We start from the raw sequence: 12,736 nt of genomic DNA, 5'->3' as shown, positions 1-12,736 counted from the left end.
TTAATTTTACTCTAAAAATTTAAAATCTTCACAGGAAAATCAACTAAGAGTTATAAAACTCTTAGTTTCTATCAATACAATTTAAATCGCTAAAAGCACATTCTAAGCGTTTGATCATACTCTCTTCGCCCGCTCTAAGCCATACTCTTGGATCATAATATTTTTTATTTGGCTTATCTTCTCCATCTGGATTACCAATTTGGCCTTGCAAATAAGCTTTATTTTTAAGCTCATATTCTCTAACACCATCCCAAAAAGCCCATTGTGTATCTGTATCAATATTCATCTTAATTACACCATAGCTAAGTGCTGCTTTGATATCCTCTATATCGCTACCACTGCCACCATGGAAAACAAAATTGATTGGTTTATCATCACCAAGATTGAATTTTTCTTTTACATAATTTTGAGAGTTTTTAAGAATTTCAGGTCTTAAAATCACATTTCCTGGTTTATATACTCCATGTACATTACCAAAACTAGCTGCAATTGAAAATCTATCACTAATTTTAGAAAGTCTCTCATAAGCTAATGCTACATCTTCAGGCTGAGTGTATAATTTTGCATTATCAATATTAGTATTATCCACTCCATCTTCTTCACCACCCGTACATCCTAGCTCAAGCTCTAAAGAAATTCCAAGCTCAGACATTTGTTTTAAATAATTCTCACAAGTGCCTAGATTACTTTCTAAATCCTCTTCACTTAAATCAATCATATGAGAGCTAAACAAAGGCTTACCTGTTTCTTTTTTAAACTCAATATTTGCTTCAATCAAAGCATCAATCCAAGGAAGTAATTTTCTAGCAGCATGATCTGTGTGTAAAATTACTGGAACTCCATAAGCTTTTGCCATTAAATGCACATGTCTTGCACCACTTATAGCACCAAGCACATCAGCTTTTGGACAAGCTTTTCCTGCTACAAATTTAGCTCCACCATTTGAAAATTGAATAATCACAGGTGAATTAACTTTTTTAGCACTTTCTAAAACCGCATTAATAGAATTTGTCCCCACGACATTTACCGCAGGGATAGCAAATCCTTCTTTTTTTGCATAATTATATACGGTATTTAGATCATCGCCACTTAAAACACCTGGTTTGACAAGATCTAATACACCCATTATTTATATTCCACTTTTGCTTTTTGACGAAGCTCTTGAGCTTTTTTATTCATAAGTTCTTTAAATTCTTCCATTTTGATATTGCTTTCAATACCTGCTTTTACTTCATTATAACTCATAGTACTTTTCGCTCTAGCATCTTCTTTTAAAATAATATGATATCCAAAATCACTTTTTACTGGTGTTTTAGAAATAGTACCTTTTTTCATAGAAAAAGCTGCATCAGCAAATGGTTTTACCATAGTTGATTCAGCAAACCATCCAAGATCACCACCTTGAGCCGAAGAACCTTTGTCGATTGATTTTTCTTTTGCAAGTTGAGCAAATTTATCATTTAAAGCTTTTCCACTTAACTTACTAAGCTCGGCAATAATATCTTTAGCTTCTTTTTCACTAGTTACCAAAATATGCTTAGCTTTTACTTGAGCTGGTTTAGTAAATTTATCTTTATTTGCTTCATAGTATTTTTTAGCCTTAGCATCATCATTTTTGATAGAATCAAAAATTTTCTTTTGATAGATATTTACCATGATAGCTTCTTTAGCACGCTCTAATTCTTCTTTATATGAAGGATCATTTTCTATTTTTTGAGCTTTAGCGTCTTTTAATACAAGTTGTTGGATGATATATTGATCAATGATTGCTTTTTTTTGTTCAGCTGGTAAGTCAGTGATTTTAGCACCTCTTAACATAGGAGCAAAAAACTCATTTACTTCTGTATCGCTAATATTGTTTCCATCAAGGGTTGCAACCACCGCAGCATTTAAACTCAAACCTGTTAATAAAGCCGCAGCAACTAAAGAAATTTTTTTCATTGTTTTTCCTTTGAAATAGTTTTGTTGATTTTATTATATCTAAACTTTATTTAAAGCCGATTAACATACAATAAGTTTATGAAAAGAAATTTAGAGATTAAAGAATTATTTTTAAAACATTTTGGACAAGCAAAAACAGAATTAGTTTTTAGTAATGCTTATGAACTTATAGTTTGTGTTATGCTTTCAGCTCAATGTACTGATAAAAGGGTTAATCTCATCACACCTGCTTTATTTAAAGCTTACCCTAGTGTGCAAGATTTAGCTAAGGCAAATTTATCTTCTTTAAAACTTTTGATTAATTCTTGCTCATTTTATAATAATAAAGCACAAAATTTAATCAAAATGGCTCAAGCAGTTTGCGAGCAATTTAATGGTGAAATTCCAATGGACGAGCAAGATTTGAAAACTCTAGCAGGTGTAGGACAAAAAACTGCACATGTAGTGATGATAGAATGGTGCGGGGCTAATTGCATGGCTGTAGATACCCATGTATTTAGAGTTTCACACAGACTTAATCTTAGCAAAGCCAAAACTCCTGAAGAAACCGAAAAAGACTTAACTAAAATTTTTAAAGATAATCTAAACTATCTTCATCAAGCTATGGTGCTTTTTGGGCGTTATACATGTAAAGCTAAAAATCCTTTATGCAAAGAGTGTTTTTTAAATCATTTATGCAAAAGTAAAGATAAGAAAATTTAATCTAGCACCAATTTAGTGCTAGATGATTTTAATGAAAGAATGGTAGATACAAAAAAGCATTGATCACTAAAGCATTTACTATATCTATGAAAAACGCACCCACTAAAGGTACAATAATAAATGCCATATGGCTCATACCATAGTGATTTGTTACAGTTTGCATATTTACCATAGCTGTTGGAGTAGCGCCCAAACCAAAACCACAATGCCCTGCTGCTAAAACTGCTGCGTCATAATCTTTTCCACATACTCTAAAAGTGATAAATATAGCATAAGCAGCCATCATAGCAACCTGAACAGCTAAAATTACCAACATCGGTAGTGCAAGAGTTACTAAATCCCAAAGATTAATAGTCATTAGAGCTAAAGCTAAAAATAAAGACAAGCTTACATTACCTAAAACTGATACTTCTCTATCAAATACATGATGAATTTTTGTAGCTGATAAAACATTTCTTAAAACCACACCTACAAAAAGACAATACACAAAAGTTGGTAAAGTAAAACCTGTATTTGTTTTAATATAAGTAGACAAAGCACTACCTATTAATAAACATAAAGCAATTAATGCCAAAGATTCTATAAAAGAAGAAGGTGTGATTAGTCTTTCTTTTTCTGGAGACTGGAAATTTAAAATCGCATCTTTATCATCATTTTGCTTTGGAACTACTAACTTATATTTATTGACTAAATATCTTGCGACAGGCCCACCTATGATACCACCTGAAATAAGCCCAAAAGTAGCACAAGCAATAGCAACAGTAGTTGCACTAGAGTAAAAATAAGGTTCTTTAATAAATTCAGCTGCCCATGCTGCACCTGTTCCATGACCACCACTCATTGTAACAGAACCTGCTATAAGTCCCATTAGTGGATTTTGCCCCATAGCACTTGCCACACCTATGCCAACTATATTTTGCGCAAAAAGCAAGCCAACAACAACAACTAAAAAAATTGCTAATTTTCTTCCACCCTTTTTTAAAGAAGCAAAATCAGCTAACAAACCAATACTTGAAAAAAATGCAAGCATTAAAGGATCTTTCATAGATTCATCAAATTTAATATCCAATGAGAAGAAACTATGTAAGATCAAAAGAATAATCGCAGCAATCCCACCACCAACAACTGGCTCAGGGATATTATAATCACGAAGAAATTTTACCCTTTTAATGACAAATACGCCTAAAAGCAATACTATAACCATAGTAACTAGCGTTGCATAAAAATCAAATTTCATAATTCTCCTTTGTTTGATTTATTTATCAATTGTATTCTAAATGACTTTAAAACAACGCAAATAAACAACACTCTTTTCTTATAATATTACAAAATGAAACACTTTTAGTCTTTTTTACTCTGAAATTAAAACAATATTATGATATAAATTAATATTTTTAAGCAAAGATAGCTTTGCTCTGCTAAGCTCTTGGAGTGAATTTATAAACAAAGCGTCCGCATCAAGATAATCTTTTAATTCACTGCGACCTAATTCATATTTTTCTAAATATAGCTGTGTAATTTTTTCTTGATTAACATTAATGTCTTTTACTAATTTTAACAAATCATTATAATACTTGTCATTTTCATAACAAAAATTAAATTCATGGATAGTTCTTTGTAATACATCTTTATATTCAACCAAACGAGCTTGGTATGTTAATTCAGAAATTTTTACATTTTGTTTTACTCTATAAAAGTCCAAAAATGGTAAGTCAATGGCGACATTGCCTCCTAAAATTAAAAATTTAAAACTCTCATCAATATTCTTATCATTCCCATCTAAATTTCCCAATATTTTTATGCTAGGTAAAATACTTTTTTGCACACTTGTATAATCCTTGTAAGAAGCCATAAGTTGATTTAGTTTTGCTTGAACTTGTGGTCTATAAGCAAGCATTTTTAATTCTATATCAAAATTAATTTTTTGCAAAGAAAAATCTTCAAGAGTATAATTTAGCATTTTATTAATCAAATGCTCATCATCTTTACCCAGTAAGTCTTTTATATTTTTAAGAGTTAAGTCTTTATTTTGCAAATTTGTAATGATATTTTGTTTAGTGTTTAATAAAGATTTTTTAATATTTAAAAGATCTATATATTCAACTTTTCCATAATTAAGTTTAGTAGTATAAATTTCTAGCATTTGCTCTAGATTTTTTAAATATTTGTTTAATAAATGATCTACATCATTGAAATAAATAAATTCAAAAATACTATTTATCGCTAAATTAATCGTATCAAGCTCTAAAGAGCGTAACTCATACTCACTTACTTTTGCTAAAAATTCAGAACTAGCAACTTGATCTGAAATTTTGCCATATATATCAAGCTCATAATTTAACATAATGCCATTTGAAAAACTATGCGTTTTTGTGCCATTGTTTAAATTTTTTCTTATATTTGCACCAAAATTTCCACTCAAAGTAGGATAAAGATCTAAATTTAAAAGCTTATATCTAGCTAAAGTACTTAAAAAATTAACCCTTGCTATATTTAAGTCTTTATTATTATCAATAATAGCTTTTAAGATATTATTTAAGTCTTGATTGTTATATTTTTCCCACCAAGCCTTGCTTGCGTTAAAATCTTCAAAATATTCTTTTTTTATTTGTTCTTGAGATACTTGCTCTAATTTTACACCTATGCAGGCATTTAAAAAAAAGGCTATAAAAAATAATAAAAATATTCTCATCTCATTCCTTTGATAAAGCACTAATAGGATTTAAATTTGCTGCATTTTTTGCTGGGAAAAATCCAAAAACCACTCCGATTAAAACCGAACTTAAAAGCCCTAAAAATACTGAATTTAATGAAAGTATCATCGTAAAACCAAAATTTAAAGAATTAAATACTTCAATGATGATAAAAGAAAGCATTACTCCAAAAATAGCTCCTAAAGAACAAATCAACACAGCTTCGATTAAAAACTGCATTAAAATATCTTCTTTTCTAGCTCCAATAGCCATTCTAACTCCAATTTCTCTTGTGCGCTCACTTACTGAAACAAGCATGATATTCATCACACCAATACCACCTACTATCAAAGATACCACTGCAATAGAAGAAATAAGTAAAGTCAAAGTAGCAGTATTTTCCTCAATGGCATTTTTAATTGCGTCAGAATTTATAGTGAAAAAATCTTTTTTTCCGCGTTTAATCTCTAAAATTTTTACCATAGCCTCTTCAGCTAAAGCAGGATTTACCTCATCTTTTACCTTAGTTACTATGGCTCTTATTTGTTTATCTCCTGTGATTTTATTCATCAAAGTAGAATAAGGAGTATAAATTTTAATGGTATTTTCATCAGCTCTAAAGCCTTTATTATCTCTTTCTTTTTTTAAAACACCAACTATAGTTAAAGGTTGCTTGTTAAAAATCACGCTTTTACCTAAAACATCTTTAACGCTGATATTATCAAATAAAATTCTCAAAGCATTTTCATCTATAATGCAAATATTAGTATTATCTTTTATATCTTCATTATTAATAAACCTACCATCTACCATCACAAAACCTCTAAGTCTTAGATGATTTGGTCCTACTCCATAAATTCTAGCTTGTAAAGAATTATTCTTATAAGTTACCACCCCTATTTTACCCACATCTGCTTCTACTGCTTCTAAATAAGGCAAAGAGCTTAAGGTTTTTAAATCACTTAAATTAAGCCTTGTTCTACCTGATCGAATATCTCCCAAACCACGCCCTGAAACAACTTCTATGGTATTAGTCCCAATAGAGCTAATAGAAGCAAGTATATTTTGTTGGGCTCCAAGTCCTAAAGCAACCACGCAAACTACTGAAGCTATGCCTATGATAATACCAAGCATAGTAAGCAAAGAGCGTAGCTTGTGTGCTACAATGGAAGTTATAGACATTTTCAAACTTTCAAAAAGCTGATTTTTAAGCAAATTAAAGCTTTTTTTCTCTTTTGGCATTAACTTAGTTTTTATTTCATCTGCTTTTTTTACACCATTATCGCTTATAATCTTACCATCTTTAATTTCTATAACTCTTTTTGCTCTAGCAGCTATTTCCCTATCATGAGTGACTAAAACTACGGTGTGTCCTTGCTCATTTAGTTTATTTAAAATTTCTAAAACTATCTTACCGCTTTTAGAATCAAGCGCACCCGTTGGCTCATCTGCTAAAATAAGCTCACCACCATTCATCAAAGCTCTTGCTATAGAAACTCTTTGCTGTTGCCCACCACTTAGTTCATTTGGCTTTGATAATTCTTTATGATCAAGCTCTAAAAAAGAAAGTAATTCTTTAGCCTTTTGCGATCTTTCTTGTTTGTTTTTTCCTGCATAAACAGCAGGTAAGGCTACATTATCTTTAGCATTTAAAAGACTAAGCAAATTATATCTTTGGAAAATAAAACCAATTTTTTCGCGTCTAATTCTTGCTTTTTCATCTTTGCTTAAATTTGTAACTTCATATTGATCTAAAAAGTATTTTCCACTACTTGGCTCATCAAGTGTGCCTATAATATTTAAAAGAGAGGTTTTACCACTTCCTGATTGTCCTATAATGGCTACAAATTCTCCCTTTTGAATATAAAGATTAATATTTTCTAAAATAGTTGTATTATTAATCTTTTTTTGTATATTTTCTAAGCGTATCATTTTTTATTTTTACCTATGATAACTAAATCGCCCTCATTAATACCATCTAAAATTTGAGTATTTAAACTATCTTTGATGCCTAATTTAACAGGTGTTTTTACACTTATATTATTGGCTTTTAAAATTTCTACATAATAACCACTTGTATCGCTTTTTATAGCTAAAGTTGGTATAACTAAAGTATTATTTTCTGTTTTAATAGCAATTTCATTTTCTGTACTCATACCTATGCGTAAAAAATTATTATCATTTTTTACAAAAACCCTTGCATAATAATACACAGCGCTAGTGCTAGTACTTGAGTTTGAGTTTAAATTTGTATTGCTTGTTGCATCACTTATGGTAGTATTTGCTGGATCTATACTTGAAATAGTTGCTTCATATTTTTTATCAGGCTCATTTAAAATACTAAATTTAACCTTTTTTCCAACACTAATTTTATTAATATCAGCTTCAGCTATTTGCATACGAATTTCCATTTCACTTAAATCAGCCAAACGCACTATACTTGGTGTATTTTGGTTTGCATTTACAGTTTGCCCCTCTTCAACTGCTACATTGATAATCTCACCCTTACTAGGTGCAGTTATAGTAGTATAAGCTAAATCTTTTTGAGCATTTTTTAAAGAAATTTCAAGTTGAGTAGTTTGAGCTTTTAAATCAGCCACATTTGCTCTTAAGGCATAAAAAGTATTTTTAAGATTTTCAAGATTTTCTAAAGAGGTAGCCTTTTTAGCATAAAGCTTTTGCTCTCTTTGGTATTGTTTAGTAGCTATATCAAGAGCAATTTTTTTACTTTCTAAATTTGCCTTTGCACTTTCAAGTCTAGCTTTGGTAATATCTAAATCATTTTGTTGTTTATCTTTATCAATTTGTGCGATTAAATCACCCTCATTAACACGATCGCCCAATTTTACATATAGTTTAGTAATTTGCCCACTAACTTGTGCACCAACATCAACTTGGGTTTTTGCATAAACTTCACCTATTGCTTCTATGCTTTGAGTAATGTCTTGTTTTTTAACCTCATAAGTTAGATAATTATATTCTTCCTTATTTGCAAAAAAGAAAAAATACATCCCTATAATAAGTATAATCAAAAATATGCTCAAATAAATTATTTTTTTCATTTTAATCCTTTAAAAACCGTATAATAAAATATTTGTATGAAGTAAAAATAAAATTGTAGCAATAAAATATAATTTTAACAATTTTAAAGCTTATAAGATATAAGATAAATTAAACTAAAAATAAGGAAATTATATGCAAGATTATTTAAATTTAATGCAAAATCGCTCTTCTATTAGAGCATATACTCAAGAAAAAATTTCTAGAGAGAACTTAGAATATATCTTAGAATGTGCTAGATTATCTCCTAGTTCTTTAGGACTTGAACCTTGGAAATTCTTAGTTTTTCAAAAAGATGAACATAAAAAAGAAATTGCCAAAATAGCTAACAATCAAAATCATGTAGCAAATTGTGCTGCTATTATTGTTGTGATCTCAAGAGCTGATTTTAAAGATTATTTTGAAGAAAAACTAAAAAAGCGTGGTTTAAGCCAAGAAGAGTTAAATAAACGCTTGCAAACCTATAAGCCATTTTTAGACGCAATGGATTTAGAACAAAGTTTTATTTATGCAAAAGAGCAAAGTCATCTTGCTATTGCAAATATTATCAATGCTGCTTATAGTTTAAATTTGGGTTCGTGTATTATCGGTGGTTTTGATAAAGATAAAATCAATCAATATTTAAATTTAGACACCGCTAAACAAAGAGTATCTATGCTCATTGCTCTAGGACATGCCCAAAAAAATTCTGGTACAGAAAAAGCTCGTTTTGCATTTAATGAAGTGGTAGAATTTAAAGATTAATCAAATATCAAAACTCCATTTAAATTTTATATAATAAAATAATATTTTTAAAATAAAATGGAGTTTTAAATGCAAGGAAATTTTTTAAAGATTTTTGGCGTATTGCCATTTTTAGCAGTAGCTTTTATTAATGCTTTTGTGGATTTAGGACACAAAATCATCATACAAAATACCATTTATAAATTTTATGAAGATAGCACCCAACTTTTTCTAACTGCTATTGTCAATGCTTTAATGCTTTTGCCTTTTATTCTTATGCTTTCACCATCTGGATTTTTAGCGGATAAATTTCCTAAAAATAAAATCATGAAAATATCTGCATTATTTTCAGTAATATTAACTTGTATTATTTGTTTGTGTTATTATCTTGGAGCATTTTGGCTTGCATTTACAATGACTTTTATCATGGGAGTGCAATCTGCCTTATACTCTCCTGCAAAATATGGCTTTATAAAAGAATTAGTAGGAAAAGAGCTTTTAGCTATGGGAAATGGAGCTGTCAATGCAGTAAGTATTGTGGCTATTTTAGCCGGTATGGCAGTATTTTCTCTAAGCTTTGAAATGCTTTTTGAGTCAAATTTTAACACTCCTTCGGATATTTTAACACAAATTGCACCTTTGGGTTTTGTATTAATAGCTTTTGCTTTATTAGAACTTTTTTTAGCTTATAAACTTCCTAGCTTAAAAGAAGAAGATAAAAATTTAAGTTTTGATAAAAAACAATATTTACAAGGAAAGCTTTTAACCTCTAATTTAAAAACAATATTTTCTCATAAAATTATTTGGCTTTGCATTATAGGAATTTCACTTTTTTGGGCCATATCACAACTTTATTTAGTGAGTTTTCCTGTATATGCAAAAAATGATCTTTTTATAGAAAATACCTTTTATGTACAATGCTCTTTAGCTTTTTCTGGTATAGGAGTGATTATAGGATCGCTTGTTAGTGGTAAGTTTTCTAAAAATTACATCGAATTAGGTCTTATACCACTAGGTGCTTTAGGGGTTTTTCTAATGAGCATTTTAATGCCATTTTTAGAAAACTTACTAAGTTATAGTGTAGTGTTTTTTATTTTTGGTTTAAGCGGAGCATTTTTTATCATACCTTTAAACTCTCTAATACAATTTCATGCAAAAGAAAATGAACTAGGAAAAGTCTTAGCAGGAAATAATTTCATACAAAATATTTTTATGTTAGGCTTTTTAGCACTAGCTACTTTTGCTGCTTATGTTAAAATTGAAGTGATAAATTTGTTTTATTTTATCATCGCTGTGGCATTTTTTGGAAGCATTTATGTGCTAAGTAAATTGCCTTTTTCTTTAGTGCGTTTATTAATGAGTATAGCGTTTTTTCAACGCTACCGTTTATTGGTAGAAGGTTTTGAGAATATTCCTGAAAAAGGTGGAGCGTTATTGCTTGGTAATCATATATCTTTTATAGATTGGGCTATTGTGCAAATGGCTATACCAAGAAAAATTTATTTTGTTATGGAAAAAAGCATTTATTCTAAGTGGTATATTAGAATTTTTCTTGATAAATTTGGAGTTATTCCTGTTTCAAGTGCTTCTAGCAAATCAAGCTTAGAGCTTATTGCTATGCATATTAAAAATGGAAATTTAGTTTGCCTTTTCCCAGAAGGAGTGCTTTCACGCCATGGACAGCTTAATGAATTTAAAGGTGGATTTGAGTTAGTTTGCTCAAAATTAGAAGAGCAAGATGGAGTGATTTTACCTTTTTATATTAGAGGACTTTGGGGAAGTGCTTTTTCAAGAAGTGATGAAGAATTTTCAGCAAGAAACCGCAAAATAAGCAAAAGAAAAATCGCTATTGCTTTTGGAAAAAGCTTGCCAATACACACTAAAAAAGAAGTGGTTAAAGCAAAGGTTTTTGAACTTTCATTTATTGCTTGGAAATCTCAATGTGAAAGTATGCATACTATAGCTAGAGCTTGGATAGATAGCGCTAAAAGAAATTTAAGTCAAATAGCTATTGTTGATCCTTTAATAGGTGGTATTACTTATAGAAAAATGCTTGCTTTAAGTCTAGTTTTTAGCTCTTTTATAAAAAATAGATCACATGAGTTAAATATACAACCTACCCAAGGAAGCTATGCTCCAAAAGAAGAATGTATAGGAATTTTGCTCCCTGCTTCCATGGCTAGCTCTCTTTGTAATCTAGCTGTATTACTTGCAAATAAAATCGTGGTAAATTTAAATTTCACAGCAGGTGTAAAAGCAATAAATCAAGCCATTCAAAGCTCTCAAATTCAACAAATTTATACTTCTAGAAAATTTATGGAAAAATTAGAAAATAAAGGCATAAAACTAGAATTTGAAGAGCATGTTAGAATTATTTTTATGGAAGATATTATCGCAAACTTTAAAAGACAAAAACTCAAAATCTTTTCTATGCTTGCTTTAGTAAGTATCTTACCTACTTGTTTAATAAAAGCATTATTTGCATCTAATAAACAAAACCTTGCCATAGCTGCTATATTATTTAGTAGTGGTAGCGAGGGAACACCTAAGGGGGTAATGCTAAATAATCGCAATATTTTAAGCAATATAGCTCAAATTTCAGATGTATTATGTGCAAAAAATGAAGATGTTGTCTTATCTTCTTTGCCACCTTTTCATGCTTTTGGATTAACTGTAACTACTTTTATGCCTTTATTAGAAGGGATTAAAAGCATAACACATGCTGATCCAACAGATGCACTAGGTGTAGCAAAAGCTATAGTAAAAAACAATGTTAGCATTATGTGTGCTACTTCAACTTTTTTAGGTATTTATGCAAGAAATAAAAAACTTGATGCGATTATGTTTGAAAGCCTAAGGATTATCGTTTCAGGTGCTGAAAAACTCAAAAGCGAAGTAAGAACTGCCTTTGAAATTAAATTTAAAAAACCTATTTTTGAAGGCTATGGAGCCACTGAAACCACTCCAGTTGCAAGTGTAAATTTACCGAATAAATTTGATCCTGACTATTGGATTTTACACCGTGCAAATAAAGAAGGTAGTGTAGGTATGCCTTTACCAGGAAGTGCTATACGCATAGTAGATCCATCTACTTATGAAAGTTTAAATCATGGAGAAGATGGATTAATACTCATTGGTGGCCATCAGGTTATGGTGGGTTATTTAAACAATAAAGAAAAAACCGATGAAGTTATCAAAGAAATCGATGGCATACGCTGGTATAATACCGGCGATAAAGGCCATGTAGATGAGGATGGCTTTTTATATATAGTAGATCGTTATTCTCGTTTTGCAAAAATTGGTGGTGAGATGATATCTTTAGGAGCTTTAGAAGAAGAAATTGCTAAATTTATCAATACAGATGTAGTAAAATTTTGCGCAGTTGCACTAGATGATGATAAAAAAGGTGAAATGGTATGCTTATTAGTAGAATGCCAAGAGCAAGATTTTGAAGGAATTTGTGAAGCAATTAAAAACTCTACTATGCCTGCTATTTTTAAACCAAGTAGATATTTTAAGGTAGAACAAATCCCACTTTTAGGCTCTGGCAAAGTGGATCTAAAAGGTGCTAAAGATTTAGCTAAAATCTTGCAAGAAAATTAATTCCCAAAGTAAAT

Annotated in this window: 9 protein-coding genes; 3 read left to right on the top strand and 6 right to left on the bottom strand. The window is 30.1% G+C overall.

All coding sequences use genetic code 11. The features are described from left to right. Positions 1–61 precede the first annotated feature (61 nt). On the bottom strand, positions 62–1,126 hold the full coding sequence (gene fbaA / locus L8U04_RS02825) for a class II fructose-bisphosphate aldolase (protein WP_263664432.1): 1,065 nt from the start codon (positions 1,124–1,126) through the stop codon (positions 62–64). Further along, positions 1,126–1,941, bottom strand: a complete 816-nt coding sequence (locus L8U04_RS02820; RefSeq protein WP_133318823.1) for a peptidylprolyl isomerase — start codon at positions 1,939–1,941, stop codon at positions 1,126–1,128. The genes fbaA and L8U04_RS02820 overlap by 1 nt, the downstream gene beginning before the upstream one ends. A gap of 78 nt (positions 1,942–2,019) precedes the next feature. On the opposite strand from L8U04_RS02820, the gene nth reads away from it, so the two are divergent. Further along, complete coding sequence (nth, locus tag L8U04_RS02815; protein ID WP_133318822.1) at positions 2,020–2,643, top strand: endonuclease III; 624 nt, start codon at positions 2,020–2,022, stop codon at positions 2,641–2,643. Positions 2,644–2,671: 28 nt separating this feature from the next. Here nth and gltS read toward each other — a convergent pair whose 3' ends face one another. The 4 genes from gltS to L8U04_RS02795 form a co-directional block, all read right to left on the bottom strand. Continuing rightward, positions 2,672–3,880, bottom strand: a complete 1,209-nt coding sequence (gene gltS, locus L8U04_RS02810) for a sodium/glutamate symporter (RefSeq protein ID WP_133318821.1) — start codon at positions 3,878–3,880, stop codon at positions 2,672–2,674. Positions 3,881–3,994: 114 nt separating this feature from the next. Continuing rightward, on the bottom strand, positions 3,995–5,335 hold the full coding sequence (locus tag L8U04_RS02805; protein WP_263709354.1) for a TolC family protein: 1,341 nt from the start codon (positions 5,333–5,335) through the stop codon (positions 3,995–3,997). Position 5,336: 1 nt separating this feature from the next. Continuing rightward, positions 5,337–7,268: an ABC transporter permease gene (locus tag L8U04_RS02800; RefSeq protein WP_263709353.1), complete on the bottom strand. Its 1,932-nt coding sequence runs from the start codon at positions 7,266–7,268 to the stop codon at positions 5,337–5,339. Next, positions 7,265–8,398: an efflux RND transporter periplasmic adaptor subunit gene (locus tag L8U04_RS02795; RefSeq protein ID WP_263709352.1), complete on the bottom strand. Its 1,134-nt coding sequence runs from the start codon at positions 8,396–8,398 to the stop codon at positions 7,265–7,267. The genes L8U04_RS02800 and L8U04_RS02795 overlap by 4 nt, the downstream gene beginning before the upstream one ends. A gap of 133 nt (positions 8,399–8,531) precedes the next feature. Here L8U04_RS02795 and L8U04_RS02790 point away from each other — a divergent pair, with 133 nt between their 5' ends. Together L8U04_RS02790 and L8U04_RS02785 are read left to right on the top strand one after the other, a co-directional pair. Next, positions 8,532–9,140 (top strand): NAD(P)H-dependent oxidoreductase, encoded by a 609-nt coding sequence (locus L8U04_RS02790; protein ID WP_263664430.1) that lies wholly within the window; start codon positions 8,532–8,534, stop codon positions 9,138–9,140. 69 nt (positions 9,141–9,209) lie between these two features. After that, the gene (locus L8U04_RS02785; RefSeq protein WP_263660938.1) at positions 9,210–12,722 is read left to right on the top strand and encodes an acyl-[ACP]--phospholipid O-acyltransferase; all 3,513 of its coding nucleotides are present in this window, start codon (positions 9,210–9,212) and stop codon (positions 12,720–12,722) included. Positions 12,723–12,736: the final 14 nt, after the last annotated feature.

Origin of the sequence: Campylobacter sp. IFREMER_LSEM_CL908 (assembly GCF_025771545.1) — a bacterium.
Taxonomy (GTDB): domain Bacteria; phylum Campylobacterota; class Campylobacteria; order Campylobacterales; family Campylobacteraceae; genus Campylobacter_D; species Campylobacter_D lari_D.
The sequence above is the reverse complement of the archived record's forward strand: the minus strand, read 5'-3'. Positions and strand labels throughout refer to the sequence as shown.

Bases quoted from the DNA above. Each gene is read 5' to 3' on its own strand.
- fbaA (WP_263664432.1), bottom strand. From the start codon at position 1,126: ATGGGTGTATTAGATCTTGTCAAACCAGGTGTTTTAAGTGGCGATGAT.
- L8U04_RS02820 (WP_133318823.1), bottom strand. From the start codon at position 1,941: ATGAAAAAAATTTCTTTAGTTGCTGCGGCTTTATTAACAGGTTTGAGT.
- nth (WP_133318822.1), top strand. From the start codon at position 2,020: ATGAAAAGAAATTTAGAGATTAAAGAATTATTTTTAAAACATTTTGGA.
- gltS (WP_133318821.1), bottom strand. From the start codon at position 3,880: ATGAAATTTGATTTTTATGCAACGCTAGTTACTATGGTTATAGTATTG.
- L8U04_RS02805 (WP_263709354.1), bottom strand. From the start codon at position 5,335: ATGAGAATATTTTTATTATTTTTTATAGCCTTTTTTTTAAATGCCTGC.
- L8U04_RS02800 (WP_263709353.1), bottom strand. From the start codon at position 7,268: ATGATACGCTTAGAAAATATACAAAAAAAGATTAATAATACAACTATT.
- L8U04_RS02795 (WP_263709352.1), bottom strand. From the start codon at position 8,398: ATGAAAAAAATAATTTATTTGAGCATATTTTTGATTATACTTATTATA.
- L8U04_RS02790 (WP_263664430.1), top strand. From the start codon at position 8,532: ATGCAAGATTATTTAAATTTAATGCAAAATCGCTCTTCTATTAGAGCA.
- L8U04_RS02785 (WP_263660938.1), top strand. From the start codon at position 9,210: ATGCAAGGAAATTTTTTAAAGATTTTTGGCGTATTGCCATTTTTAGCA.